This is a genomic window from Streptomyces sp. NBC_01635 (assembly GCF_045209715.1).
Taxonomy (GTDB): Bacteria; Actinomycetota; Actinomycetes; order Streptomycetales; family Streptomycetaceae; genus Streptomyces; species Streptomyces hirsutus.
On sequence record NZ_CP109277.1, the window covers coordinates 2,650,423 to 2,676,662 of the forward strand.

The window sequence follows — 26,240 nt, forward strand, 5'->3', positions numbered from 1 at the left end:
GGAAGGAACGCCTGTGACACAACCGGTGAGAGCCGAGCGGTTGTCGACGTGGACGCCCCGTCGTGGGCTGACGGCCGGTCCGGCGGTCGGCGGGCGGTTGCTCGTCGCGGACTCCTGGCTGGTGCGGGACGGCCGGGTGCGTTCCCTCGACCGGCACCGGGAGCGGTTCCTGCGGGCCTGCGGCGAGTGCGGCGGACCGCCGCTGCGACAGCTGCTGGACTTCTGGCAGGACATGACCGCCGCGCTGCCACGCACCGGCGAGTGGTTTCCCCGCGTCGAACTGGCGGCCGGCTCCGGGGAGTTGCGGCTGCTGCTGCGGTCCGCGCCGCCGCTCGAATCCGAGGTGTGCCTCTGGGCGGCCGGGCAGCCCGACCGGCGGACCGCCCCCCGGTACAAGGGCCCCGACCTGGACGCCCTGGCCCGGGTCCGGCGGCGGGCGGCCGTCGAGGGCGCCCAGGAAGCGGTACTGACCACACCGTCCGGGGTGGTGCTGGAGGCATCCACCGCGAGCGTGCTGTGGTGGGAGGAGGACACCCTGTGCCTGCCCGCGCCGCAGCTGCCGGTGCTGGCCGGAGTGACCGGGGGCCTCATCCAGGAGCGGGCCCTGCGCTCGGGCATCAGGGTCACCCTCCGCGAGCGGACGGTGGCCGAACTGGACGGCCGTGAGGTGTGGCTGGTCAACGCGCTGCACGGGATCCGGCCCGTGACGGGCTGGGCCGGGGGGCCGATGCGGGCGGCTCCGGCGGTGCGCGCGCCGGAATGGCGGAAATGGCTGGACGAGGTCATGGAGCCACTCCCGGGCGCCTGAGAACCAGACGTCGAAAAGGCGCCGGGTCGAATCGCATTCGACCCGGCGCCATTTCCCGCTGCTCGAATTCAGCACTGCTCCTGGAGTGCTACTTCTGAGCGGGCTGATAAGTCCCCGGAGCCATCCGTGTCGCGATCGCGATCCGGTTGTAGGCGTTGATGACGGTGGCCGCCCAGATGAGTGCCGCGATCTGCTGCTCGTCGAAGACCTCGGCGGCCTCGGCGTAGACCGCGTCGGGCACGTGACCGTCGTGCACCAGGGTGACCGCCTCGGTCAACGCCAGTGCGGCACGCTCGCGTTCGGTGAAGAAGGGGGTCTCCCGCCAGGCGTTGAGGGCGTAGACGCGCTGTTCCGTCTCGCCCTGGGCGCGGGCGTCCTTGGTATGCATGTCGAGGCAGAACGCGCACCCGTTGATCTGCGAGGCGCGGATCCGGACCAGTTCCAGGATTTCCGGTTCGACCTTGGCATCCTGGGCCGCGGAAACGGCGGCTCCGTGCAGGGAACCCATGGCCGCGGAGACGTCGGGGGTGAGTTTTTTCAGGCCCACTCGGGATACGGAATCACCTTTGCTCATGGGGCGACTCTATACGCCCGAATGAACTCCGGAAACAGAAAACGGCCCGGTTATTCGGCCGGCGCCGCACACAATGTCTCCAGCGCGGCGGCGGGCAGGTGGACGGCTGCGCCGTCGGTGCGGGATCCGCGCACCGTCTCGCCGTCGACAGCCAGGGCGACCGGCGTGTCACCGGCTTCGTCAGAAACAGCCGGTGAGTGTGTCATTGCCGCGACTGATCATGCATCTGAGCTTCCCACGCGAGGTGGCCCCGAGTAACGGGGCCACCTCCCCCTGCCAAACGGGCCCCACTTGCCCGCACCTGACGGGGGCTGGGGCCGCCCCCCGGCGTCGCGAGTGGGCGCCGGACGCCCGGATGCTTCGGGTCAGGCGGATGGTTCCGGGCGTGGCGTGGTGATGATGGCGGTGCGCAGTACCTCCACGGCGCGGGCGCGGGCCCCGGCGAGTGCGGGCTCGGCGACCTGCGCCGCCGCGACCGGCACGCTGCGGGGCAGTTCGGCGAAGTGCGCGCGGATCGCCTCGGCGATGCCCGGCTCGGCACCCCAGAGGCCTCCGAGGACGATCAGCCGGGGGTCCGCCAGGGCGACCGCCGCCGCCAGCACCCCGCCCACCGCGCGGGCCAGCGCGCCGCGGGTCCGCCGCGCCGTCGCGGAGTCGCCGAGGGCGGCCCCCAGCAGGGCGTCGACGTCGATGGCGGTGGACGCGGCTCGGCGCAGGCCCAGTTCGGCGAAGACCTCGATGAAGGGCATCGCCCCGCCCCGGGGCCCCGCGGTGTAGAGGTGAGCGATCTCGCCGGCCAGACCGTGGTGTCCACGGCGGACTTCCGCGTCGGTGACCACCGCGCATCCCAGCCCCTCGCCGAGATGGACGTAGACGAAGTCGTCGACGCCGAGGGCGCATCCGGTGGCGCGCTCGGCGCGGGCGGCCCAGTTGATGTCGTTGTCGACGAGCACCGCCCCGTCCACCGGCCCGGCCAGCACCTCGGCCGGATCCAGGTCCCCGACCAGGAACGGGGCGTCCGGCAGATGCACCAGGCGGCCGGTCGCGCGGTCGACCGGATCGGCCGCGCTGACCACGGCCGTACGCAGTCGGCCGTGCACCCGGGGCCGGACGCGCGCGACCGCTTCGGTCAGGGCCCGGGCGGTCGCCTGCGGGCCAGGGGCGCGGCCCAGGCCGACTTCGGCGCGGGCGGTGACGGCACCGAAGGCGTCGACCGCCTCCGCGACGACGCCGTCGGGGCTGATGCTCGCCACCAGGGCCGCCCCGGTGTCCGCGGCCAGCGAGTAGTAGGTACCGACCCGCCCGCGGCCGGTGGTGCGCTCGCCCGTGTCGGCGAGCAGGCCGGCCTCGCTCAGCCGCCGCACGCTGTCGGAGACCGTCGGTTTGGAGATCCCGGTCCGGGCGGCGATCTCCGCGCGGGTCAGGCGCCCTTCCTCCATCAGCGCGCGCAGCACGTTCTCGTCGGTCAGCGCGCGCAGCATTTCGAGTGACGGCTTGGCCAGTGACATGCCGAAGATTTTAGTCAGGACTCTTGCCCAAATGTGGGAGCGCGGCTACGTTGACCATCTAGTAAGGAGTCCTGACCAAAGGAGCCGAGCAATGACGCTCGCAACTGGTACCCAGCAGGCCGGTCTCCCCGCCCTGCCGCACTGGGAGACCGTCCCCGACGACCTCGCCGCTGCCATCCGCGAGATCAAGCCCGCGCTGCGCGCCCGCATCGAGTCCTCCGGACGCACCGTCGAGGAGGTCTTCGCCGTCGTCGAGGAGCGCGTCCGCGCCCGGCTGGCCGAGATCCAGGCGGACAAGGAGCGCGGCGAGAGCGTGTGGCCGGTCATCGACTACGCGGACATCGCGAACGGCACCGTCACCCCGGAGCAGCTCGACAAGCTCCGCCGCCGCGGCTGCCTCATCGTCCGCGGCCACTTCGAGCGCGACCAGGCCCTCGCCTGGGACGCCTCGATCGTGGACTACGTGGAGCGCAACGAGTTCTTCGAGAACTACCGGGGCCCCGGCGACGACTTCTTCGGCAGCGTCGGCTCCAAGCCGGAGATCTACCCCGTCTACTGGTCGCAGGCCCAGATGGAGGCCCGCCAGAGCGACCGGATGGCCACCGTCCAGTCCTTCCTCAACTCCCTGTGGAAGCACGAGTCCGAGGGCGTGCAGTGGTTCGACCCGAACCGCGACGCGCTCTACCCCGACCGCATCCGCCGCCGTCCTCCGGGCGCCGACTCGGGCGGGCTCGGCACCCACCTCGACCCCGGCACCCTCGACCTGTGGCTGACGCGGGCCTACCAGCAGGCGTTCCGCCACCTGTTCGACGGCAGCATCGAGGAGTACGACCCCTGGGACGCCGCACACCGCACGGCCGGACCCCAGTACCCCGGCTCCACCATGTGCTCGGCCTTCCGCACCTTCCAGGGCTGGACCGCCCTGTCGGACATGGACCACGACCAGGGCGTCCTGCACACCGTGCCGATCCCCGAGGCCATGGCGTACCTCATGCTGCGGCCGCTGCTCGCGGACGTCGCGGACGACGACATGTGCGGCGTGACCACCAACCAGGTCTTCCCCGCCAACGAGAAGTGGCACCCGCTCCTCATGGAAGCCCTCACCGGCATCCCCGACGTCAAGGCGGGCGACTCCGTCTGGTGGCACTGCGACATGATCCACAGCGTCGCGCCGATCACCGACCAGAAGGGCTGGGGCAACGTCATGTACATCCCCGCCGCCCCCTGGTGCCCCCGCAACGAGGAGTACGCGGCGAAGGTCCGCGAGGCCTTCCTGACCGGCTCCAGCCCCAGTGACTTCCCCGAGGAGCACTACGAGCGCACCTGGACCGGCCGCTTCGACCTCGACCGGCTGAACGAGACGGGCCGACGCGGCCTGGACCTCGCCTGACGGACCCACCCCCCGTGCACCGGGTCGACACCGAAACCTCTCGGCCGACATCCCCCGGCATGACGCCGCATCACCCGGCGTGACACGGACGGGGAGGGCACCCGGCGCCCCGCAGCGCAGTCCTCACCCGGACGGCGCCGGGGCCGGGCGCCCTCCCCGAGGGCAGCCGTCGCGTCCCGCGCACCACCTCCGCTCCGGTCCGTTCACGGCAGCGCGGAAGACCTTCACGCAGCCGCCGGACAGCCCCGCTCCCCTGAATGACGCGGACACGACCACTCATCCGCCGACCGGCACGGGAACGACCGCTCACCCCCGGTCGACCACCCGACCGGCTTGCCCACGGGCCGAAACGGCCACCCGCCGAGCCGGCTCGCCCCTGCTCGCCCCGTCTCGCCCCGTCTCGGGCAGTGCCCCGCACAGCCTGTCCGGAAGCCGGGCACCAGGCTCCCCCTCCCCCTCTTCTTCCTCCCCGGGCCCCGCCCTCCGCAGTGTGCGTGCACCTGCCGCGGCGCCCGCTGCCCTTGCTCCCCGCCCGAGGCAGACGGCAAGGGCACACACCACAGGAGTTCGCAGGTGACCAGCACAGCACAACAGCCTGCCGCCGGAGGCCTCTCGGCCCGGCCGGACCGGCTGCGTCACGTCGTCTTCATCGCGGCGTCCGCCGCCATGGGCGGCTTCCTCTTCGGCTACGACAGCGCCGTGATCAACGGCGCCGTCGAGGGCATCAGGGGACGGTTCGACGTCGGCGCCGCCACGCTCGGCGCCGTCATCGCCGTCGCCCTGCTCGGCGCGGCCGCCGGCGCCATGCTCGCGGGACGGCTCGCCGACCGCGTCGGCCGCCTCCGGGTGATGCAGCTGGCCGCCCTGCTCTTCCTGGCCAGCAGTGTCGGCTCGATGCTGCCGTTCACGGCGTGGGACCTGTCCTTCTGGCGCATCGTGGGCGGCGCGGCCATCGGCATGGCGTCCGTGATCGGCCCGACGTACATCGCCGAGGTCGCGCCCACCGCGTACCGCGGCCGGCTCGTCTCCTTCCAGCAGGCCGCCGTCGTCCTGGGCATCGCGGTCTCCCAGCTGGTCAACTGGATGGTGCTCACCCTCGCGGACGGGGATCAGCGCGGCAGCCTGCTGGGGCTGGAGGCGTGGCAGGTCATGCTCGGCATCGCGGCCGTTCCCGCCGTGGTCTACGGTCTGCTGGCACTGCGCATCCCGGAGTCGCCGCGCTACCTGATCTCGGTCGGCAGGACCGGCGAGGCCAAGGACGTGCTGCGCCGGCTCGAAGGCGAGCAGGTCGACCTCGATGCCCGGGTGGCCGAGATCGAACGGTCCGTGCGCAGCGACGACGCACCGCGGTTCAGGGACCTCCGCGGCCGCTTCGGCCTGCTGCCGATCGTCTGGGTCGGCATCGGACTGTCGGTCTTCCAGCAGTTCGTCGGCATCAACGTGATCTTCTACTACAGCTCCTCGCTGTGGCAGTCGGTGGGCATCGACCCGTCGAGCTCGTTCTTCTACTCGTTCACCACGTCGGTCATCAACATCGTCGGCACGGTGATCGCGATGGTGCTCATCGACCGGGTCGGCCGCAAGCCGCTGGCCGTGACCGGTTCCGCCGGCATGGCGGTCTCCCTCGCGGCCGTCGCCTGGGCCTTCTCCCACAAGACCGGAACCGGCGACGACATCTCGCTGCCCGACACCCAGGCCGCCGTCGCGCTGGTCGCCGCCCACACCTTCGTCCTCTTCTTCGCCATGTCCCTGGGCGTGGCGGTCTGGGTGCTGCTCGGCGAGATGTTCCCCAGCCGTATCCGCGCGGCCGCACTCGGCGTCGCCGCCTGCGCGCAGTGGATCGCCAACTGGCTGGTCACCGCGACGTTTCCGGCCATGTCGGAGTGGAACCTGTCCGGGTCGTACGTGATCTACGCGATCTTCGCCACCCTGGCGGTCCCGTTCATCCTCAAGTGGGTGCCGGAGACCAAGGGCAGGACGCTGGAGGAGATGGGCTGAGCGTCCCGTGCAGGGATGAGTGCAACCACTCGTCCCTGCACGGAAGTTCCGGAGAACGCCAGAAGTACGCCCGGCCGCTTGAAGGCCTTCGCCGCCCCGAACCCTGATGTCTTCCGCGCCCCCTGGGCAAGGAGTTCCCCCGTCGACATGACTCCTGCCGGAATCACAGGAAGCGCAATCGCTCCATGGCCCTGCGAAGCTCAGCGGTCCAGGCCCGGTACGCGGGAACCTTGCGCAGGGCCTCGAGCGCGACCGCCTGCCCCAGCCGCCCGAAGTCCCGTTCCGCGTCACGCCGCCCACCCAAGGCCGTTCTCAGCACGGCCTTCGGGTCGGCGGCCTTCTCCACGTCGTGCGGCACCTCCCACGCGGTATCACGTGCGGGCGCCGCTTCCTTCAGCGCCGCGGGGTCCGCCAGCATCCACGCCTCGGTCTCCCGTACGGGCACCAGGGCTACGATCCGATGAGCGTCGTCGGGGAAGCGGTCACGGATGGCGTCCACCTTGCCCCGCTCATTGTGGTCGTGGTGGATCATCACGATGTCGTAGTAGCAGAGCAGATCGGTCACTTCGCACACCACCAGGTCCCGGTGTGCCACGGTGAAGCACTCTCCGACGTCCACTCCCGAGTAATCGAAGCCGACCGGCGTTTCAAGGGCGAGTTCGGCGATCTGCCGGTCGATGAGGGGCACAAGGAACCACTGGTCACTGGCCCCCTCGGTGAGGAGAGCAAGACTGAGATACCTACGCCCCACGCGCGTACCGCCCTGTGGGATCGAGGTACTTCCGTACCTCGAGGGGGGTAACGAACGTCCCGCGCTCGCCGCTGTCGGCCACCTTCCGCGCCCGGGTCAGCCGGCGCGGCGGGAGTCCGTCACCGAACCGGGTCACCGTGTCCAGGAACACCACCGAGTCCGGGGCGTCCTCCAGAGCGGCGGCGAGCGCGACCGGCGAGTGTGTGGTGATCACGATCTGCCTTCCGTCACCGGAGGTGAGCGTCGCGGGATCGCTGGTCCTGGCCTTCAGCCGGGACAGCAATTGCGGAACCCGGGTGGGATGGAGACCGTTCTCGGGTTCCTCGATCAAAAGGAGCCCTTCGTGGGCGGGATCGTGAGCGGCGGCGAGCAGAGCCAGGATGCGCAGGGTGCCCGCCGACGCCGCGCCAGGAGGCACGCGGTGCTCGTGCCGGTGCTGAAGCCAGACGTCCCACTGACCCCACTCCGCGTTGGCCGCCACCGCGATGTCCACGAGATCGGGGAGCAACGCCACGGCGTCGGCACGGAAGTCGTACCAGGCCTCGGGACCCCGGGCGATCCGCCCGAGAACGGCGCCAAGATTCTTTCCGTCCTCTGCGAGAGGCGCGGTGTCGTAGGTGGAGGAGACGACGCGCATCGCCTTGGGCGAGGGTTCGAGGATCCGCCAGTTCCCGGAAGTCTCGGCCAGCTCTCTGCGGTACGCGGCGTCCTGTACAGGCACCTCGGTGCAGTGCAGCTGGCCGGTCTCGCCGAGATTCAGGTCCGGAAGCGGGGGCGGGATCCGATCCGGGTCATACCCGTAGTGATCGTGGACGTTCAGGACGTCGGTGTCGACACGCAGGGGATCCGGCGGGTCCGCGTACGTGACCCGCGCTTCGACCCTGAGGTGGCAGTACCCGGCGTAGCCGTGCACGAGTACATGGGCTGCGATCCGCATGGCTCCGACCGGTACACCGTCCGGACCACGCCGGAACAGTTCCTTCGGTCCTCCCCTGCGAGCGTGGTCGACGAGCGTCTGACTCGTCGGCTCTCGGATCAACTGGCCCAGCAGGTCCACCGCCTCCAGCAGATTGGACTTGCCCGAGGCGTTGGCTCCCACCAGAACAGTGAACGGCGGCAGGTCGAGGGCGAAGTCGTCGAACGACTTGTACCCGTCGATCTCGATCCGCGTGATCACGCTGTCACCTCCTCTCGGCACGGCCGCATACACATGGCGCCACATTATCCGGAGCACTCGCCCGTCCGTACGGCCAACGGTTCGGCCGCGTGCACCCGCAGTGACGGGCCGTCGTCCAGTTCCAGCACCACGGCGGGACCGCCGGCCGCGTACTGGTCGCTCCGCACGGCGCGCACGGTCCGCCACTCGCCCCGTACCCGCACCGTCTGCCCGGTCCGAACCATCACCGCCGCCACCTCGCGCATCGCCGGCTCGGCCACGATGTCCGGGGCTTTCAGCTCCGCGAACACCGTCTTCCCGATACCGGCGGCACGCTCCTCACAGCCCCAGCGATGCGCGAGGGCCGCCACGAGCAGCAGCCCCCGCCCGCCGGTTTCGTCCTCACCCGGCTCCCGGACCTCGGGCCGGCCTCCCCCGGCGTCGCTCACCTCCAGCCGCAGTAAGCCTTCGGCGGCGGAGCGCGCAATCCGCACCCCGATCTGCCGATCACTCGGCACCGGCACGCGCAGCGCGTTGGTCACCAGCTCGGAGAGCACCAACTCGGCGTCGTCCAAAACCTCTTGGGCGACACCCCACCCGCCGAGCACCGCATGGAGCAGCGCCCTCGCACGGGGCACGCTGCTGCGACTGCGGGAGAGGCGGAAGGTGATGTCGTTCGATGAGGTCATGGGGGCTCCTCAGGACTCGGCGTCAGCGGCGAAATCCGCGTGGCGCAAGTTCCGCTGGGACTGTGCGCACCGACAGCCTGAAGGCGCACCACGTGGACTAGCAACGTTTCCAGTAGAGATGCACTCAATGTTCCGCCTTTCGAGTTAAGTCCCGCACATCCCAGCCATCCCGCTGCTAGAGCTGTTGCCATGTCTGCAAACGCCACTGCCTCCAGCCCCTCGACTGTCCTCGGACGCCAACTCGGCGATGAACTACGTCGACTGCGTGAGGCCGCCGCACTCACCACCACGCAAGCGGCCGAGGCGCTCGACTGCACCAAGGGGAAAATCAGCCGTATCGAGAACGGCCGGGTGACTGTTCGCATCCCCGACCTGACCGCGATGCTGCTCGCGTACGGGGCTGCGGACGCCGAACTGCGCGACAGGCTCAGCCTGCTCGCCCGCAAAGCCAATCGCCGTCGCAGGCAGGGGTGGTGGAACCAGTACGGATCAGTGCTGGCCGACACCTACCGCGACTACATCGCGCTGGAAGCCATGGCCGGAACCATCCGCACCTTCCAAGCGCAACTGGTGCCGGGCCTGTTGCAGACCCCTGAATACATCCGCGCGGTGACCGTCGCCTCGCATCAGTGGCAAACGGCGGACGAGATCGAACAGTTCGTCCAGGTGCGTCTCGCCCGTCAGGAACGCCTCATCAGTGACTCGCCGCTCCAGCTCTGGGCGGTGCTGTCCGAAGCCGTACTTCTTCAGCAGGTTGGGGGGCCAAAGGTGATGTCCGCACAGTTGGAACAGCTCCTGATCGCATCCGAGCGGCCCAATGTAACCATCCAGGTCCTGCCGTTCTCCCGCGGAGCCCATGCGAGTATGTTCGGGCCATACGTAGTACTGGGCTTCCCCGAGGAAGCTGCGCTGGACGTGGTGCTGGCGGACAATCCCACCGGCTCGATGTGGCTGGAGCGAGAGGCCGAAGTCGGCCGCTATCAGGAGTTGTTCGACGCAGCCCGTACTTCTGCGCTCTCCCCCGTGGAATCCCGCACGGTCATCCGACGCAGAGCCAAGGAGCACAGGGCATGAACACCGCACGCCATGGCACGCCGGATCTGTCAGGCGCGAAGTGGCGTAGCAGCAGCTACAGCGGCGGCAACAACGAATGCCTTGAACTCGCCCACGGTGTCCCCACCCTCGCCCCTGTCCGCGACAGCAAGAACCTCAGTGGCCCGATCATTCCCTTCAGCCGTGCCGCCTGGCAGGCCTTCGTCACACACCTGGGCTGAATCCGCCCGGGCAAGGAGTGGAATGCAGGCCATGAGTCATCCGGTCACCGTCACCGCCGACGCAGCGATATGGCGCAGGAGCAGCCACAGCGGTGGGCAGGGTGACTGCCTTGAACTCGCCCACGGCGTCCCCGCTCTCGCCCCCGTGCGCGACAGCAAGGACCCGGCCGGGCCGGTGATCGTGTTCGGGCGCGACGCCTGGCGTGTCTTTCTCACGCACCTGGGCTGACGTCAGCGTTCCAGGACCACCCGGCCCCCGATCTCGGTCCATCCGTACGGCTGGGGTGCCGTGAGGATCTGGGAGCCGGTGCCCTGGGTGATGTTGAGGGCGCGTCCCAGCCGGTCGGTGAGAAGCAGGGCGGCGGCGCCGGTCGCCTCGTCCTCGTCGATGCCGTCGTCGCGGCCGGGGAAGGCGCGGGCGCGGACCCGTCCGGCGGGCTCGTCCTCCCAGGCCCAGGCGTAGATCCACTCCCCCTTCGCCGGGATGGCCAGGTCGTCGACCTCGGCGGCGGTGGCGTACTGGCGCAGAGTGCGCGGCGGCACCCACTCCGCGCGCGCCTCGATCCAGCAGAACTCCCCGTCCTGCCGGGCGCCCACCGTCCCGGCGGGCGTGACCAGCTCGGGGACGTCGAGCAGCCAGGCCGCGCCGACGCAGGGGTGGCCGGCGAAGGGCAGGCGCAGGGTGGGGGTGTAGATGTCGATCACCCCGCGCTCGGGGTCGTCGACGAACACGGTCTCGCTGAAGCCGAGCTTCTCCGCGAACAGCTGCCGCTCGCTCCGCTCGGGCATGAAGGAACCCTCACGGACGACGCCGAGTTCGTTGCCGTACCCGCCCCGGGGGCCGCAGAAGACGCGCACCACGTCGTAATCACTCACGGGGGCATTCAAGCAGCCCACACGTCACTTCGGGACGAAGAGGCCGCTCTGTCAGGGGGTGCCGATACTCCCCAGCGGGGATGAGTACGTGTACTCATCCCCGCACGGGCTTCCCGGTCCACCGTTGAGAACGACAGTCTTGGACCGACCTCAAGGAACCCGCGATGCCGAACAACTCCCGCCCGCGCAGACTCCCGCACCGGCTCCTCGCACTCGCCACGGGCAACTGGCTCGCCAGGGGCTATCTGGCCGTCTTCGCCCTCTCCGTCGTGGCCATTCTCCTCTTCCCGGAGAGCGGCTTCGCCCCTGATCCCATGCTGCTCACGGCACCTCTCTCCTACCTGGCCACGTTCCTGCCCCTCGCTCCGGGCCTCGAAATCGACGGGGCGGCCGAGGTGTCGGCCCTCGGCTTCTGGGTGGTGTGGCTCCTTCTGTGCGCCTTCGTGAACGCCGCCGTACTCGGCGCCCTCCTCACGAGATCCGCGAACGCCGCCTCGCCCGGCTCCCGTGCGCCCCTTTCCCGTGTTCCGGGCTCCTCGGAACGAGGAGCCCGGAACACGGCGCGTTCCGCGAGCCCTCGTTCGCGCAGGATCCGGGCTCTGCTGGCGCCCGCGGTGGACAACTGGCTCGCGCGTGGGTATCTCGCCGTGGTCGCGGCGTCGCTGGTGTTCTTCCTCGTGGCCGCGTATCTGCTGCCGGACCCGGGGTTCGCCGGGATCTGGCCGATCATGACCACGGCGCCGCTCAGCATCGTCGTCCTCCTGGTGACGTCCCCCGCCGAGTGGGCCTTCTCCCTCCCCTGGCTGAGCCCGCTGCTCTTCTCCGCCGGCGCGGCCCTGTCCGGAGTGTTCAACGCCGTACTGCTCGGCCGGCTCACCCGCGCGCTGCGGATGCGAGAAGCGCGCCCGGCTGCCTGATGTCTCCGCTTACTTGGCATCGCGGGCTCCGGGCAGGTCGGCCTGGAGCCCTCCGACGGCAGGGCGGGTGATGCGGTAGGTCTTCGGGGTGAATGCGCTAACGTCCGGCGCCATGAAGAGAATTGGGGCGGGAACCCTTGCAACTGCCGTCGTGGCCGTTGCAGGACTGCTGCTGGTGGGGTTGCCCGCGGTGTACTTCCTGACCGTCTACGGCTGTGGTGAGGAAGAGGACCGGCTCGCCGAGGCGATGGCCGGCGAGGCGATACTGGGCACAGCGCCGGAAGGGGCCGACCGGGCGAGCCGCTACCAGGGGTGCGACGACGACGATCTCTTCGTGACCGCGGGGACGCAGTACCGGTACGCCGGTTCACCGAAGACGGCCCTGCGGCACTACCGGGAGGCAGCTCGGGCCGACAGTTGGCGGCCTCGCACCACGGCCGACGGCGAGAAGGTGCCGAAGTGCTTCACCAAGCCGGTGGACGGAACGACCGCATACCTCTATCTGGAGAGCCCGGCCAAGGGCGTTCTCCATGTGGAGATCGTCGCGGACCGCGCGCAGTCGGAATGGTGCTGAGTGCACGATGACCGCCTGACCGGACTCCTTTACTCCGGACCCTCCTCGGCGACTGTGGTGCGGTCGGACAGGCGTTCGTAGCGTTGTCTGGCGGCTTGCGGGGTGCCCAGGCCGAGGCCGAAGGCGATGTCCTGCCAGGTCATGCCGCGGCCACGGGCCATCTGGAGAAGCCCGGTCTCCAGTTCGTCCATCTCTCCGCGCACCAGCGGGACGAGACTCAACGCGGCGGTGATGTCGGCCCGGTCCACCTCCGGTTCGCCGTCCTCACGCTGCGCGGCCCCGCTGAGCAGGAACGACACCAACCGGACGGCCTCGTGCGGGCCCAGGACCGCAGGGTGGACCTGCCGGCGGCGCTGCTCGTCGGTGGCCGCGTGCCGCTCGGCGATACGGAACAGGGACGCGTGGACGCGCTGCGCCCGCGCCTGCTCCGGCCGCGGAGGCGCGAAGGGGTCTGGGGCGAGGGCGGAGTCGGGGTGGGGGGCGGGGTGCTGTTCGGGAGTCGGCGTCATGGGACAAGGCTGCGACATCAACAGTTACACGTCAACCAATTGTTTTGAACAACTCGTTCAATACAGTCGCGCACCCGAGGTCTCCCCGCCCCACGTGCACGGCGACAACGCACACCGGGAGAGACGCATGATCCGCCGGGCGGGTCCCAACCGTCCGGACATCGCGCGTGGTTGGCCATAATGCGCGGGTGACCAGACAGCCTGTGCCATTGCCCGCCGAACACATACCGCCCGGCACCGCCGACTGGCGGACTCCCGACGCCCAGCGCTGGCTCGCCGCCGCGTCCGCCCGGTGGGCACACCCTCTGTGGGCGCTGCTGGCGTTGGTCGCCTCGCTGATCTGGGACATGGAGGCGGCTCCCGTCGCCCCCTGCACGTCCGCCGACCCGTGCGCCGCCGACTGGCTGGGCCTCGGGACAGCCGTCGTGCTGGTGCTGACCCTGTACTGGGTGTGGCGGCAGCCGCGGCTCGCGCTCGCGGGGCTCGCGGCCACGCTGGCGGGGTTCGCCGTGGACGGCGGCTTCACGGCGGCGCTCGGCGAACCGTCCGCGCTCGCGTTCCTCATGGCCGCCGCGTTCACCGCCGCCGGGCTCGTCCACCGGCTGGCCGTCTCCGTGCGGCAGCGGGCGCTGGCCCTGGAGGCGGCCGGGCCGGCCGCACAACCGCTGCCCGCCGCCGCGCGGACGTTCCGCCGGGGCCGGTTCTCCTTCGCCCTGGCCGCGCTGCTGCTGGCCGTCGCCGGGTTCGGCTACTGGCAGACCCAGCAGGTCGTCGACGCGTACGAGGAACGGGCCGCGGGCGCCACACACCTGTCCGGACGGGTCACGGCCCTGAAAGAGGACGACGACGGCATCGGCATCCTCAAGGTGGAGGCCGACGGGCGTACCTATCGCTTCGAGACGGCCTTCCCCGAGGACTTCCCCGTGGACAGCCGGGTCGACATCGTCGTGGACGGCGACTGGGCGGCGCTGGTCGCGGAGCCGTACGACGCCTTCGGCTGGGAACTGCTGGTGCTGGTCGGCTCCGTCGCGGGGCTGGCGTTCCTCGCGAACGGCGTGGACGGGCGGACACGTTCGCAGCGGCTGCGGCGCGGACCGCTACCGGTGCTGCACGTGCTGGTGCGCGAGGGTCAGGACGACGGCCGCACCTGGGTGTTCGCGGCCGACGATCCGGAGGGCCTTCGGCCGATCCTGCACTTTCACTCTCTGTACGCCTTCGAGGACGGGGACGAGGACGGGGACGAGGACGGGGACGAGGACGAGGACGGGGACGAGGACGGGGACGGCCTCGACGCAGGCGACGGTCCCGCAGCCGTCGTCGAACTCGGCAAGGTCACGGAGATTCTCCGGGGCGAGGACCCTCCCCAGCCACTGCGGGAGGCCGTCCTGTACGGCGTCCCCCACATCGGTGCCGAAGTCGCCTTCGTCGCGCGCGACGACGCGGACGACGCCGAGGTGTCGGTGGAGTGCAGCGTCACCGCGGTGAAGCCGGCCGTCCCGCGGTTGGTGGAGCTCGGGCCGCAGCGCCGTAAGCGGATGAACCCGCGGCGGTCCGTCGACGAGATCACCGCCGGCATGACGCCCACGGCGGGCCCGCGGGTGTGGACGGCGCACGGCTTCTCGCGTGCGGTGGGCCTCGGCCTGCTGCTGGTGCAGGGCGGCGGCATCTGGGTCACGCTCGACGAGGGGCCGTCGTGGACCTGGTTGTGGCTGGCCGTGGGTCTGCCGTGGCTGGTGACGGCCGTGGCGACGGCGCTCACCTGGCGGATCACCGCCGACCGTGACGGGCTGTGGGTGACCGGGGCGTGGCGCGTGCGGCGGGTCCCGTGGAACGTGATCACGTCCGTGCGGCACTCCGATGACGGCATCCGCGTCGGCCGGGCCAAGGACTCCCCCGTCGAGCTCTCCCCCACCGGCTGGGCGTGGCTGGAGCACCGCTTGGGCCGCGAGCCGCATGCGGGGCGCGCCGTCAAGGAGTTGCAGGTGCTGCTGCTCCGCCCGGAGCTGCGGCCGCTGGAGGAGGCGCCGACGGGGCGGCAGGGCGTGCCGGTCGGGCCGCCGCTGGTGGCCCTGTCGGTGCTGTGGGGCGTGGCGGTGCTGCTTCTGCTCTGACCGGGCCGCAGGCCGGTGACCGGGCGTCAGCTCTCGCCCCTGCACGCCGGTCCGCACCCGGTGGAGAACCCCGTTGATCAGCCGACGGCGGTCGCTCCACCGGCCACCACACGCACCACGCGCACCACCACGAGGCAAGAACGACTCAAGTCGGTTTCACTCCGTACTCGTCGGACCCCCACGGCCCATGGAGTCGGCCCGACCCCGACATCCCCCTCACGTCAGGAGACGGGAGAGTCCGCGCTAATCAGGGACCCCCGGCATGCCCCATTGGGCTTTCCTACCGTTGACATAGGCTCTCGGACACGTCTCCCGCCACGTCGTGAGCACCGGGGTGCGACACGGACGCCCGAAGAAGAGCCGCTTCCCCCGCAAGCGCAGACGAAGTTTCGCCGAGTCGTCGACGTTGTCGTAGACGATGAGGACCCGGGCCACTTGGTGGGGGTTGGTAGCTGCTCGCCGGGGAGTGCGCACGAGGCCGCGTTAGCTCGATCGTGTGATGGTTCGTTCGCGAGCCTGTGATGCCCTGGGCCGGCCGGGCTAGCGTGAGCGTGCGATCTGGGACGCCGGGTATGGCGCCGGCGTGCGGGGCCCCCACTCCACCGGTGTGATGGTTCGGGGCCTCCCCGTCGCCCCTGGCCACACCCACTATGGCCAGGTCGTGAGGGAACCGGCCTCCCGAGACCGGACCACGCACCGGATGCGTGTCGCCGACTCGGGGCTGAGTACGCCGGGGACCAGTGCGCCCAAGACCGTTCGAGGCGTACGGCTGAGAGGGCCCACTTCTGCTCAGTCCTCAGGAACGGTCGTGTTCCGTGATCCGTCCTCCGGCATGCCGGAGGCGGAGCCTGGCACGACCGCCGGCCTCGCCGACGACGATCCGTGCCTCGACCAGGCGCCCCCGGTCCCACGACCAGTGCGCGATCTCCACGAGTACGTAGGCCGCAGGCGCACAAACCGCCCACCTGACGTCGGACTCCCCCCACAGCAGCAGACCGAAAAAGCCGAGACAGCCGGCCGTCACCGCCGTGCGCCGTAGCCGCGGAACAATCCGTATGTCCTTGTCCGTCGCGTCCCAGAGCAGGTCCTCGCTGACAGCCACCCCGCCATCATGGGCCTCGGTCGTCATCCTGAGAAGTCCCAACCTGGCCCCGAACAGACTCAGTTCGCGGGGCATCGACGAATGCGACACGACCACCGGCACTCGCCGGGCTCCACGACCGGCCGCGCGGCCGACCGCCTCGTGACGGAGGCCGCCGCCGGACACGACCTAAGGGTCACCCCGATAACTGGCCCCAAAATATGGGGGGTTGGACTCCTCTGTGTGCAGGATCTGGAGGGCGTGCGTGATCACCAGGATGGGGTCCATCCGAAGCGCCACCTTCTGGAAAGACGGAGTCCGCCCATGACTGCCCGTACTCGTGCCCGCACCGCTGTCGCCTCCGCCCTGTTGGCCGCTCTGGTTCTCGGCCCGCTCGCCGGAGCGGCCGGCGCCGCCCAGCCCGTCGGTGCGGCGCCCGGCGCCGTGCCGGTGGCCGGGGACGCCCCGGCCGACGACGGTCCCGACACCGCCGCCCTGGAGAAGGCCCTCACCGGACTCCCTGACGGGGACGTCTCGGCCGCCCTCGTCCGGGTCGGCGGCAAGGGCAGGTGGACGGGGACCGCCGGGGTGCGGGACCTGCGGACCGGGGCCCCGGCTCTGGAGAACGCGCGGTTCCGGGCCGGGTCGACGACCAAGGTGGTCACCGCGGCGCTGGTGCTCCAACTCGTCGCGGAGGGAAAGGTCGAGCTCAACGCGCCCCTCACCCGGTATCTGCCCGGCCTGCTGCCGGACTCCTTCACCGAGCCGCCGACCGTACGGCACCTACTCACGTTCACCAGCGGCCTGCAGCCCGGCGCGAACCTCGGCTCGACCACCGAGGAGATGTACCCGAACCGGTTCCGGACCCTCAGCCCGGAGCGGGTGGTGGCCACGGCGGTCGCGAAGGGGCCGGCGTCCGCGCCCGGGGAGCGGCAGAAGTACCAGAACATCGACTACACCGTGCTCGGCCTGCTGATCGAGAAGGTGACGGGCGACCGGTACGAACACCAGGCGGACATAAGGATCTTCCGCCCGCTGGGCATGCGGCACACCGGCTTCCCCGCAGGGGCGGACCCGCGTGTCCACGGCCCGCACCACCGGGCCTACACGGACATCGGCGGCCGGACCACCGATGTGACGGAGTGGAACATGTCCGACCGCTGGGCCGCCGGGAACATGATCTCCACCACCGCCGACCTGGAGAGGTTCCTGGTGGCCCTGTTCCGGGGCCGGGTGGTGCCGCAGCCGCTGCTGGACCAGATGTTCGTCGTCCCGGACGTCGAGGGCGCGTCCTACGGCATGGCCTTGGAGCGCTTCGTGCACAACGGAACGGAGATCTGGGGCAAGACGGGGTCCCGGCCCGGCTACCACACGGTGCTGGCCGCGACCCGGGACCTGTCCCGGACGGTGGTGTACTCGGTGAACGCCAAGAGTGCCCGGGAGGACGGCTTCCCGCTCATCGCCCGGTTCGCCCTGCCCGCCTTCAACCGCTAGTGGCCTGAGGCAGAGATTCGCCGGGCCACGTCCGCGGCTCCACGCACGAAGGGTGCCCCCTCTGCCGAAGGGAGCACCCTTCCTGATCACGCTGTCACGTCCCTGGCTCAGGTCACTCCGTCGTCGAGCTGCGTCGGCGGAGGGCGAAGACCACGGCCGCGCCCGCGGCGATCGCCGCTGCCGCCGCGCCGCCGACGGCCGCGACCGGGGTGTCCGAACCGGTGCTGGCCAGGGCGCCGTTCAGGCCGCCCGTGGTGGAACCGGTCGTCGAGCCGATGACGCCGCCCGTGCCCCCCGTGGTGCCACCGGTACCGCCCGTGCCGCCGGAGGTGCCCGTGCCGCCGGTACCGCCGCCGCCCGTGCCTCCCGTACCGCCCGGGAGGTCGGCGTCGTCGCTCAGGGCGACCGACAGGTCGACGGGGTCGAGGGCGGTGCCGGCGGTGTAGAAGTCGCCGAAGGCCTTCGCGCCGGCCTCGGTGAGGGTCGCGGCGACGTCGTCGACGGTGATGACGTCGTCCTTGGCTGTCAGCGCGGACGACTTCGCCTTGAGGGTGGCCAGGACCACGTCCTCGGACTTCTCACCGAGGCTGTCGACGTCGGCGGACAGCTTGCCCGTGCCGCCGTCGAGGGTCGCCTTCAGGTCGGTCAGGGTGAGGTCGAGGCCGTACTCGCCGGCGCTCTCCTCATGGCCCTTGAAGTTCACCGCGCCCTCGAAGGAGGCGTTGAGGGTGCCGGCGTCCGTGTCGTAGGTGCCGGACGCGTCGGTGAAGGTGAAGGCGCCGTTGCCGGAAGCCTGGGACGCGCCGGCGGACGCGGTGACCTTGCCCTTGGCGACCGGGCCCACCACGTACGAACGGAAGGATTCCTTCACGCCCCAACCGAGGGTGCCGTCGGCTATCTCGCCCTTGGCGGGCGCGGGAGCGGGGGCGTCGGAGGTGGTGGACGCCGACGGGGACGGGGACGACGAGGAGGGTGACGACTGCGACGGGGACGGGGACGGGGACTGCGACGGGGACGACGGCCCGTCCGTCGGCTCCTTCGTCGGCTCCTTCGTGGGCTCCGGCGAGGTGGGCTCGTCCGTGGGCCCCGGGTCGGTCGGCTCGGGTTCGGTGGGCTCCGGCTCCGTAGGGGTCGGCTTGGTCTTCTGGACGACCGTGAGCGGGTCGCCGGCCGCGCCCGCGTAGCTCGCGCTGCCGAAGACCTCGCCGGCCTTCTCGGTCAGCTCGGTGGCCATGTCCGTCATCGAGCGGGACACGGTGACGGTCGCGAGCGGGACGTCGTCCTCGGTCGTGCCGCCCCGGGTCACGTCCGCGGTGATCTCGGCGGCCGAGCTGTCGAACTTGACGTCGGAGAGGGTGAGGGCGAAACCGTGGGCCTTGGACTCGATCGCCAGGCTGCCCTCGAAGCCGATCTCCATCCGGTGCGAGGTGGAGTCGTAGCTGCCGGTGCCGTTGACGAAGGTGAAGGCACCGTTGCCGGCCGCCTGGCTCGCGCCGTCCGCGGGGGTGAAGGTGCCCCTCGCGTAGGTGGCGACGTAGGTGCGGTACGACTCCTTGATGCCCCAGGTCAACTCGTAGCCGGTGAGGGGGATTTCGGCCGCGGCGGCGGAGGTCGCGCCGGTGAGGGCGGTGGCGCCGAGGGCGGCGGCCGTGGCCACGGCGGCGGCGATGGCGGTGGAGCGGCGTCGTCTTGCGGGCATGGTCGGGCTTCTCCTTGCTGTGGGTTCGGCGGTGGTCCTGCGAAGTGCCCTACGGGGTGTCCTGCGGGGTTTCCTGCGAGGTGCTCCGAGAAGGCCCCTGCGGGGTGGTGTCCGTGGCCGGTCGTGCACGGCGCCTGCGGACGAGGAACGCGGCGGCTGCGGCGAACGCCGCCAGGAGTCCGGCCGCGAGGGGGAAGGTGGGGAGGTCGCCGCCGTTGTCGTCCTTCGCCGCGCTCGCGACGGGCTCGGCGGACGGGCCGGTCGCGGCCTCGGACGGTGCGGCCTCGGGCGTCGGGGTGCTGCCGAGGTCGGGGAGTGCGGGGAGTGCGGCGTCGTCGGTGAGGGCGACGGCCAGGGAGACGGGGTCCATCGCGGTGCCCTCGGGGTACATCCCGCCGAACGCCTCGGCGCCGTCGGCGGTGAGCTTCGCGGGTGCCTCGGCCAGGAGGGCCAGGCCGTCCTTCGCCTCGAGGTCCTTCGCCGTGAAGGTGACCAGCGGCACCTTCTTCCCTCTGTGGTCCGGGCTCTTCACATCGGCGTAGAGGGTGCCCTTGTCGTCCTCGACGGTGACGCGTACGGCGCTCAGTCGCAGATCGAGGCCGTTCTCGCCGGTGAAGCGGACCGTGCCGTCGAAGGCGGCGGTCAGGTCCCCGTCCTCGAACGTGCCCTCGCCGCCGGGGAAGCGGTAGAGGGCACCGCCGTCGAGGGCGCCCGAGGAGAGGGTCCACCTGCCCTTGGCGATGTCGCCGGTGACGTACTCGCGGAAGGTGCGGCGCACACCCCAGTCCACGGCCCCGTCGGCCAGTTCGGCCCCGTCCTTCGCGGCCGGCTTCTTCTTCGACGTCTCCTTGGGCTCGGGCGACTTCGACTTCGGCTCCGGCGTGCTCGACGGCCGGGCCGCCGCCTGCTGTACGTCCGCCGAGAGGCTGACCGGGTCCAGCGCGGTGCCGGCGGTGTAGTAGCCGGCGAAGGACCGGGCGCCCTGGGAGGTGAGGGTGGCGGGCAGGTTGTTGAGCACGACGGAGGTGCCGCCGCCGCGCATGTCGATGCCACCCAGGGAGAGGGAGGCGAAGGGCACCTGACGGGACGTCGTGACCGCCCCGGTGCCCCTCGCCTTGCTCACGACGTCCACGTAGAGCGTGCCGGAGGAGCCGGAGACGCTCACGGTGGGCGAGCTGATGGTGAGGTCGAGCTGGTGGCCCCCTGATTCCGTGGCGTGTCCGAGGAAGCGCACTCCGCCGGAGAAGGAGGCGCGGAAGCCGCCCGTCTCCCCGTCGTAGCCGCCCGTCGCCGAGTGGAAGCGGAAGCCGCTGCCGCCGACGGTGGCCGCGCCGCCGGTGAGGGAGAAACTCCCCTTCGCCACGGGCCCGGTGATGTAGCTCTGGAAGGACGACTTGATGCCCCAGTCGAGCCGTCCGCCCTGGACGGTGCGGCTCTCGGCGTGCGCGGTGGCGGCCGGGAGGAGGGCTCCCAGAACGGCCGCGCACAGCACGGTCACGAGAGCACGCAGGCGGGTGGGCATGGCAGATCCTCCGGGGCGACGGCCAGTAGAAAGTCAGGTAAGGCTAACCTAAGCTTCACCGCAGGCAACATCCGCAGTGACGAAAGGAACGGACGGAACCGTGCGACCCTTGCGCACCCGACTGGCGGGAGCACTGCTGTCCGTGCTCGCCCTCACCCTCACCACGACCGCCTGCGGAGGGCCCTCCGGCACGGGCTCCGGCACGACGGCGGACGGCGCGGACGGCTCCTCGCGGAGCTCCCGGAGCAGTGCCCCGGTCTCCGACCGCCTGGAGCCCCTCGCCGGCACCCCGAGCCCCGAACTCCCGGTCACCGTCCGCTCCGCCGACGGCCGGAAGGTGACCGTCGAGCGGGCCGACCGGCTCGTCCCGCTCTCCGGCAGCCTCAGCGAGATCGTGTTCACCCTCGGCCTCGGGGACCGGGTCGTGGCCCGCGACGTCACCGCCACCTTCGAGGAGGCCTCCGAACTCCCCGTCGTCACCAGGGGACACGACGTCTCCGCGGAGAGCGTGCTGTCGCTGCGCCCCGACCTGGTGATCGCCGAGGCCACGGCCGGACCGGCCGAGGCGATGGACCAGATCCGCGCCGCCGGCATACGGATCCTGGTCGTCGGTCCGGCGGCCGGCCTCGACGACGTGGGCCCGCGCATCCGGGCCGTCGCCGACGCGCTCGGCGTACCGGACGCGGGCGGGGAACTGGCCACCCGCTCCGAGCAGCGGATCGACGCCGTCGGCGACTCGGTCCCGGACGAGGACCCCCGGCCCCGGGTCGCCTTCCTCTATCTGCGCGGCTCCGCCTCCGTGTACCTCATCGGCGGCAGGGGCTCGGGCGCGACCTCGCTGATCGAGGCCGCCGGCGCGGTCGACGCCGGTGCCGAGTCCGGGCTGGAGAAGGACTTCACCGCCATCACCAGTGAGGCGCTCGTGAAGGCGGCGCCCGACGCGATCCTCGTCATGGCCAAGGGACTCGAGTCCGTCGGCGGCGTGGACGGGCTGGTCGAGATCCCCGGTGTGGCGCAGACCCCGGCCGGGATGGACCGGCGCATCGTCTCCGTCGAGGACGGGGTGCTCCTCAACTACGGTCCCCGCACCGACCAGGTGCTCACCTCGGTCGTCGAGCAGTTGTACGGCACGGACACGGAACCGGGCACGGACACGGACGGTGCCGCGTGACGCTCCTGGAGAAGCCCGCACGACCGGGACCGGGACCGGAGCCGACTTCCGCACCCCTGCCCGCCGTCACGCCCTCCCCCACCCCCTCCCCCGTGAAGCCCCGGCAACGGCGCACCGCTGCATGGCTGTTGACCGCCGGACTCCTCGCCGGCCTGCTGGTCCTGATCCCCGTGGCCGCCGCGACCGGCGCCTACCACGTGCCCGTCGGTGACGTCCTGGCCTCGATCCAGCACCGCATCGGGCTCGGCGGCGCCCCGTCGGACCGGGTCGCCGAGTCGGTGCTGTGGAACGTGCGGTTCCCGCGAATCGTGCTCGCGCTGCTCGTCGGCGCCTCCCTGGGCTGCGCGGGCGCCCTGATGCAGGGCGTGTTCGGCAACCCGCTCGCCGAACCGGGCGTCATCGGCGTCTCCTCCGGCGCGGCGGTGGGCGCGGTCGGCGCGATCGCGCTCGGGCTGCACTTCGCCGGCAACTGGACGGTGTCGATCCTGGCGTTCGTCGCCGGCCTCGTCACCGTGCTGCTCGTGTACGTGATGTCCCGCTCGGGCGGCCGTACCGAGGTGGTGACGCTGATCCTCACCGGCATCGCCGTGAACGCCTTCGCGGGCGCGCTGATCGGACTGTTCCTCTTCTTCGCCGACACCGCGGCCGTCAACCAGATCACCTTCTGGCAGCTGGGCTCGCTGTCCCAGGCGACCTGGCCGAAGGTCCTCGCCGTCCTGCCGTGCGCGGTACTGGGCCTGGCCGTGGCCCCGCTGTACGCCCGCCGGCTGGACCTGCTGGCGCTCGGCGAGCGGCCCGCCCGGCATCTGGGCGTGGACGTGGAGCGGCTGCGGATCGTCCTCGTGCTGGTCATCGCGTTGCTGACGGCGGCGGCCGTGAGCGTCTCCGGGGTCGTCGGGTTCGTCGGTCTCGTCGTCCCGCATCTGCTGCGGATGGCGGCCGGGCCCGGGCACCGGTTCCTGCTGCCGGGCAGCACTCTGCTCGGCGCGCTGGTGCTGCTCGCCGCCGACCTGACGGCCCGTACGATCGCCGAGCCCGCCGAACTCCCCCTCGGTGTCCTCACGGCGCTGATCGGCAGCCCGTTCTTCTTCTGGCTGCTGCGCCGCACCCGCCGCAAGCAAGGAGGCTGGGCGTGATCCGCCTGCGTCGTCGTCCCGTCCCGCCGCCCGCACCGGAGCCCGGTGACGTCCTCGCCGAGACGGCGGGGCTGTCCGTCCGGCTCGGCGCCCGTGAGGTGCTCTCCGGGGTGGACGTCGCCGTCCGGGCCGGCGAGCTGCTGGCCCTGGTCGGACCCAACGGGGCCGGGAAGTCGACCCTGTTGAGCGTCCTCGCCGCCGATCTCCCGCCCACTTCGGGGGCGGTGCGGATTCACGGGCGTCCGGCGTCGGCCTGGTCCGCGCCCGAACTCGCGCTGCGCCGCTCGGTGCTGCCCCAGTCGGCGTCGCTGTCCTTCCCGTTCACGGTGGAGGAGGTGGTCCGTATGGGCCGGGCGCCCTGGTCCTCGGCCCGTCCCGAGGACGACGACGCGGCCGTGGCCGAGGCGATGGCCGCGACCGAGGTGACCGGCTTCGCCGCACGCCCGTTCTCCGCCCTCAGCGGCGGCGAGCGGGCCCGGGTCGCCCTCGCCCGGGTGCTCGCCCAGCGCGCTCCCCTGCTGATGCTCGACGAACCGACCGCCGCCCTCGACCTCCGGCACCAGGAGCTGGTGCTGCGGCTGTGCCGTGAACGGGCGCTCGCCGGGGACGCGGTGGTCGTCGTCCTGCACGATCTGGGACTCGCGGCGGCCTACGCGACCCGGGTGGCGGTCCTGCGCGCCGGCGGGGTCGCGGCCGACGGGCCGCCGGACGAGGTCTTCTCCGAGCGGTTGCTGTCGGAGGTGTACGACCAGCCCGTCGAGGTGCTTCCGCATCCCCGGACGGGCGCGGTCCTGGTCCTCCCGAACCGGGACGGCTGACCCTCGCGTCCCACGGTTCGCTCCGGCCCGGGACGGCCGATGTCCGTACCGGGCCCGGCCGGCCGCCCCCGACCGGCCGCCCCGCCCCCGCGATCCCTCCGGTCCCTCCGGCCCTTTCCCTCCGGTCCCTCCCCGCCCTCCGACCCCTCGCCCGGGCGGGTTCCGCGCCGGGTCACGGTGTGGCCGCTGTATCCGGTCCCGGCGTTCCCGCGGCACCTCGCCCCGGTAGGGTTCGCCTCCGGGAAGGGGAAGGTGAAGGAACCGGATGAGCAGGTATCTCGGCCTTCGAAGGCTCCACGAGGTCCGCGGGTTCGGCGGGTTCGGCCGGAGCGCGCTGATCGCGGCCTCGGTGACCGCTCTGTCGTTGACGGCGAGCGGCTGCGTGGTGGTGCACGGTGAGCGGGAGGTGCTTCCGACCACCACCCGCGCCGAAGCGGCCACGGCGCTCCAGGAGTTCACGGCCGCCTACAACAAGGCCGACAAGGCGTACGACAGTTCCCTGGACTCCGAGTACACCACCGGCGCGCTCGCCGACATCGACTCGGCGCGGCTGACGGCGGGGAAGGCCAACAGCCCGGACGGCAATGCCCGGCACGCGCCGCTGAAGCTGACGGACGCGAAGTTCACCATTCCCAAGAAGGCCGGCTGGCCCCGCTGGTTCCTCGCGGACGCAGCCGGCAACAAGGGCGGCGACTCCCGCTGGCTGCTGGTGTTCACGCGCAGTGGTCAGGACGAGACCTGGGAGGCGGCGTATCTGACGCTGGTCGCCCCGGACGCCCTGCCGAAGTTCGCGGTGGACAAGGACGGCTGGGCCGAGGCGGTACCCGCGAACGCGGCCGATCCTGCCGTACCGCCCGGGGAGTTGAGCGCGGCCTACGCGACGTACCTGAAGAAGGGCGAGGACGGTGGCGGAGCCGCCTTCGCCGAGGGGCCGCACACCAGCGCGTGGCGGGAGCTGCGGACGAAGAAGTCGACCCGGCCGGGCCTGGCCACGCAGTACATCGACGAGCCGATGACGAACGGCGACTACGCGCCGCTGGCGCTGCGCACCGAGGACGGCGGAGCGCTGGTCTTCTTCACCACGCGCCACTTCGAGAAGCAGACCGCCGCTGCCGGGGCGTCCGTGCCGACGCCGAACAAGGACGTGCTGGCGCTGACCACCGGCGAGATCCGGCAGACCCTGACGATGGAGTTCGTGTCCAACCAGGTGGCTCTGGACCCGGGCGACGCCGGCAAGGTGGAGATCCTGGGGCGGATCCAGGGACTGACGTCGGCGAAGGGCGAGTAACGCGTAACGCGGTCACTGCCGTACGGCCGGGACGCGACGACCTGACCGGACCGAACCGGACCGCAGTGAAGTGAGCCGGGGCGGACCGGGACGACAGGCCCTAGCGGCGCAGGGGCCAGGCCGCGGCGGCCGCCTGCTCGGGGTTTTCGCCGGCGTGGCGGGCGCAGGCGTCGGTGAGGTATTCCAGCAGGCTCAGCGGGTCGGGCAGCGGATGCTCCGGGCCGCGGACCCAGTGCACCGACCGGTTGTCGTCACCGGGCAGTCGCGCGGGCGGTACCAGGACGTACGAACCGCGGCAGTGCCAGCGCAGGCCGGGATGCTCGTCCATCGTCTCGGGGTGGCAGTCCAGCTCGCACGGCCACCACTCGTCCTCGTCCTCGGGGGTGCCCCGGGTGAGGGTGAAGACCAGCATGCGGCCGTCGTCGCTCTCCGCGACGGGACCGACCTCGACCCCGTCCTCCGACAGGCGCTCCAACGCCTCGCGACCGGCTTCGAGGGGCACGTCGAGTACGTCGTGCACCATGCCGGTCGCGGTGATGAAGTTGGCCTGCGGCTGGTGGCGGGCCCAGCGCTCGATCTGGGCGCGGTCGGTGGTGGACTGCGTCTGCCAGGCGAACGACACGGGGTGCCGGGCGGGAGTGGGACAGCCGACGCGGTCGCAGGAACAGCCGTATCCGGCCGGGTGGGCGGCGGGCGCGAGGGGGAGTCCCGCATCGGCGGCGGCGAGCAGCAGAGCCTCACGGTCGCCTTCGTCGACGGCCGGCTCCGGGCGGCGTCCGCGCAGCCACCGGGAGATTTTGCCCTGCCTGCCGGTCCTACCGCCGAACTCCGCGCTCATCTAGCTCCTCGCCTCGCCGTCGTGCCCCCAGCATGCCCTATCGTCCCACCATCCTGCG

General features: G+C 71.5%; 25 protein-coding genes and 1 pseudogene. 15 read left to right on the forward strand and 11 right to left on the reverse strand.

Annotated features, from left to right (window positions below):
* Window positions 1–13 precede the first annotated feature (13 nt).
* Entirely contained in the window at window positions 14–808 is a 795-nt protein-coding gene (locus OHB56_RS12500; RefSeq protein ID WP_406353252.1) for an aminotransferase class IV, read from the forward strand.
* Between the two features lie 88 nt (window positions 809–896).
* Here OHB56_RS12500 and OHB56_RS12505 read toward each other — a convergent pair whose 3' ends face one another.
* Both OHB56_RS12505 and OHB56_RS12510 read right to left on the reverse strand, forming a co-directional pair.
* Complete coding sequence (locus OHB56_RS12505; protein ID WP_326752331.1) at window positions 897–1,382, reverse strand: carboxymuconolactone decarboxylase family protein; 486 nt, start codon at window positions 1,380–1,382, stop codon at window positions 897–899.
* A 365-nt stretch (window positions 1,383–1,747) separates the two neighbouring features.
* Window positions 1,748–2,890: an ROK family transcriptional regulator gene (locus tag OHB56_RS12510; protein WP_406353254.1), complete on the reverse strand. Its 1,143-nt coding sequence runs from the start codon at window positions 2,888–2,890 to the stop codon at window positions 1,748–1,750.
* Between the two features lie 91 nt (window positions 2,891–2,981).
* On the opposite strand from OHB56_RS12510, the gene OHB56_RS12515 reads away from it, so the two are divergent.
* On the forward strand, window positions 2,982–4,280 hold the full coding sequence (locus OHB56_RS12515) for a DUF1479 domain-containing protein (protein ID WP_406353256.1): 1,299 nt from the start codon (window positions 2,982–2,984) through the stop codon (window positions 4,278–4,280).
* A gap of 573 nt (window positions 4,281–4,853) precedes the next feature.
* A complete protein-coding gene (locus OHB56_RS12520; RefSeq protein ID WP_406353258.1) occupies window positions 4,854–6,278 on the forward strand; it encodes a sugar porter family MFS transporter in 1,425 nt (474 codons plus the stop codon).
* Between the two features lie 163 nt (window positions 6,279–6,441).
* Here the strand turns inward: OHB56_RS12520 and OHB56_RS12525 are convergent, their stop codons facing one another.
* The 3 genes from OHB56_RS12525 to OHB56_RS12535 are packed head-to-tail and all read right to left on the reverse strand — an operon-like array spanning window position 6,442 to window position 8,874.
* Window positions 6,442–7,029: a DUF4276 family protein gene (locus tag OHB56_RS12525; protein ID WP_406353260.1), complete on the reverse strand. Its 588-nt coding sequence runs from the start codon at window positions 7,027–7,029 to the stop codon at window positions 6,442–6,444.
* Window positions 7,019–8,206: an AAA family ATPase gene (locus OHB56_RS12530; protein WP_406353262.1), complete on the reverse strand. Its 1,188-nt coding sequence runs from the start codon at window positions 8,204–8,206 to the stop codon at window positions 7,019–7,021. The genes OHB56_RS12525 and OHB56_RS12530 overlap by 11 nt, the downstream gene beginning before the upstream one ends.
* 44 nt (window positions 8,207–8,250) lie before the next feature.
* Complete coding sequence (locus tag OHB56_RS12535) at window positions 8,251–8,874, reverse strand: ATP-binding protein (RefSeq protein WP_406353264.1); 624 nt, start codon at window positions 8,872–8,874, stop codon at window positions 8,251–8,253.
* A gap of 189 nt (window positions 8,875–9,063) precedes the next feature.
* Here OHB56_RS12535 and OHB56_RS12540 point away from each other — a divergent pair, with 189 nt between their 5' ends.
* Genes OHB56_RS12540 through OHB56_RS12550 form a run of 3 tightly spaced genes read left to right on the forward strand, consistent with a single transcriptional unit; the run spans window position 9,064 to window position 10,377 of the window.
* The gene (locus tag OHB56_RS12540) at window positions 9,064–9,948 is read left to right on the forward strand and encodes a helix-turn-helix domain-containing protein (protein ID WP_406353266.1); all 885 of its coding nucleotides are present in this window, start codon (window positions 9,064–9,066) and stop codon (window positions 9,946–9,948) included.
* Window positions 9,945–10,148, forward strand: coding sequence for a DUF397 domain-containing protein (locus tag OHB56_RS12545; RefSeq protein ID WP_055591846.1), 204 nt, complete (start codon window positions 9,945–9,947; stop codon window positions 10,146–10,148). The genes OHB56_RS12540 and OHB56_RS12545 overlap by 4 nt, the downstream gene beginning before the upstream one ends.
* A 31-nt stretch (window positions 10,149–10,179) precedes the next feature.
* Window positions 10,180–10,377: a DUF397 domain-containing protein gene (locus OHB56_RS12550; protein ID WP_055591856.1), complete on the forward strand. Its 198-nt coding sequence runs from the start codon at window positions 10,180–10,182 to the stop codon at window positions 10,375–10,377.
* A 2-nt stretch (window positions 10,378–10,379) separates the two neighbouring features.
* Here the strand turns inward: OHB56_RS12550 and OHB56_RS12555 are convergent, their stop codons facing one another.
* Window positions 10,380–11,024, reverse strand: coding sequence for a PhzF family phenazine biosynthesis protein (locus OHB56_RS12555; RefSeq protein ID WP_406353269.1), 645 nt, complete (start codon window positions 11,022–11,024; stop codon window positions 10,380–10,382).
* A 164-nt stretch (window positions 11,025–11,188) separates the two neighbouring features.
* On the opposite strand from OHB56_RS12555, the gene OHB56_RS12560 reads away from it, so the two are divergent.
* Window positions 11,189–11,941, forward strand: coding sequence for an SCO4225 family membrane protein (locus OHB56_RS12560; protein WP_406353271.1), 753 nt, complete (start codon window positions 11,189–11,191; stop codon window positions 11,939–11,941).
* 112 nt (window positions 11,942–12,053) lie between these two features.
* Window positions 12,054–12,515 carry a hypothetical protein gene (locus tag OHB56_RS12565; RefSeq protein ID WP_406353273.1) on the forward strand — a complete coding sequence of 154 codons (462 nt, stop codon included), beginning with the start codon at window positions 12,054–12,056 and terminating at the stop codon, window positions 12,513–12,515.
* 29 nt (window positions 12,516–12,544) lie between these two features.
* On the opposite strand, the gene OHB56_RS12570 is transcribed toward OHB56_RS12565, so the two are convergent.
* Window positions 12,545–13,024: a DNA-binding protein gene (locus tag OHB56_RS12570; protein ID WP_406353275.1), complete on the reverse strand. Its 480-nt coding sequence runs from the start codon at window positions 13,022–13,024 to the stop codon at window positions 12,545–12,547.
* 347 nt (window positions 13,025–13,371) lie between these two features.
* On the opposite strand from OHB56_RS12570, the gene OHB56_RS12575 reads away from it, so the two are divergent.
* The gene (locus tag OHB56_RS12575; RefSeq protein ID WP_406359029.1) at window positions 13,372–15,135 is read left to right on the forward strand and encodes a hypothetical protein; all 1,764 of its coding nucleotides are present in this window, start codon (window positions 13,372–13,374) and stop codon (window positions 15,133–15,135) included.
* Between the two features lie 796 nt (window positions 15,136–15,931).
* On the opposite strand, the gene OHB56_RS12580 is transcribed toward OHB56_RS12575, so the two are convergent.
* Entirely contained in the window at window positions 15,932–16,237 is a 306-nt protein-coding gene (locus OHB56_RS12580) for a hypothetical protein (RefSeq protein ID WP_406353277.1), read from the reverse strand.
* 303 nt (window positions 16,238–16,540) lie between these two features.
* On the opposite strand from OHB56_RS12580, the gene OHB56_RS12585 reads away from it, so the two are divergent.
* The gene (locus OHB56_RS12585; RefSeq protein ID WP_406353279.1) at window positions 16,541–17,710 is read left to right on the forward strand and encodes a serine hydrolase domain-containing protein; all 1,170 of its coding nucleotides are present in this window, start codon (window positions 16,541–16,543) and stop codon (window positions 17,708–17,710) included.
* A gap of 112 nt (window positions 17,711–17,822) precedes the next feature.
* Here OHB56_RS12585 and OHB56_RS12590 read toward each other — a convergent pair whose 3' ends face one another.
* Window positions 17,823–19,409 carry an HtaA domain-containing protein gene (locus OHB56_RS12590; protein WP_406353281.1) on the reverse strand — a complete coding sequence of 529 codons (1,587 nt, stop codon included), beginning with the start codon at window positions 19,407–19,409 and terminating at the stop codon, window positions 17,823–17,825.
* Window positions 19,410–19,458: 49 nt separating this feature from the next.
* On the reverse strand, window positions 19,459–20,931 hold the full coding sequence (locus OHB56_RS12595; protein WP_406353283.1) for an HtaA domain-containing protein: 1,473 nt from the start codon (window positions 20,929–20,931) through the stop codon (window positions 19,459–19,461).
* A gap of 109 nt (window positions 20,932–21,040) precedes the next feature.
* Between OHB56_RS12595 and OHB56_RS12600 the strand changes: the two genes are divergently transcribed.
* The 5 genes and pseudogenes from OHB56_RS12600 to OHB56_RS12620 all read left to right on the forward strand — a co-directional run bounded on the left by OHB56_RS12600 (window position 21,041) and on the right by OHB56_RS12620 (window position 25,344).
* Window positions 21,041–22,102 carry a hemin ABC transporter substrate-binding protein gene (locus OHB56_RS12600; RefSeq protein WP_406353285.1) on the forward strand — a complete coding sequence of 354 codons (1,062 nt, stop codon included), beginning with the start codon at window positions 21,041–21,043 and terminating at the stop codon, window positions 22,100–22,102.
* Window positions 22,103–22,194: 92 nt separating this feature from the next.
* Window positions 22,195–23,238: a FecCD family ABC transporter permease gene (locus OHB56_RS12605; RefSeq protein WP_406353287.1), complete on the forward strand. Its 1,044-nt coding sequence runs from the start codon at window positions 22,195–22,197 to the stop codon at window positions 23,236–23,238.
* Complete coding sequence (locus OHB56_RS12610) at window positions 23,235–24,056, forward strand: heme ABC transporter ATP-binding protein (protein ID WP_326752353.1); 822 nt, start codon at window positions 23,235–23,237, stop codon at window positions 24,054–24,056. Before OHB56_RS12605 ends, OHB56_RS12610 begins: the two co-directional genes overlap by 4 nt.
* A 168-nt stretch (window positions 24,057–24,224) precedes the next feature.
* Window positions 24,225–24,356: pseudogene (locus tag OHB56_RS12615) on the forward strand (iron transporter); the annotation flags it as partial.
* A complete protein-coding gene (locus tag OHB56_RS12620; protein WP_406353289.1) occupies window positions 24,322–25,344 on the forward strand; it encodes a hypothetical protein in 1,023 nt (340 codons plus the stop codon). The pseudogene OHB56_RS12615 and the gene OHB56_RS12620, both read left to right, overlap by 35 nt.
* A 100-nt stretch (window positions 25,345–25,444) precedes the next feature.
* Here the strand turns inward: OHB56_RS12620 and OHB56_RS12625 are convergent, their stop codons facing one another.
* The gene (locus OHB56_RS12625; protein WP_326752355.1) at window positions 25,445–26,182 is read right to left on the reverse strand and encodes a bifunctional DNA primase/polymerase; all 738 of its coding nucleotides are present in this window, start codon (window positions 26,180–26,182) and stop codon (window positions 25,445–25,447) included.
* Window positions 26,183–26,240: the final 58 nt, after the last annotated feature.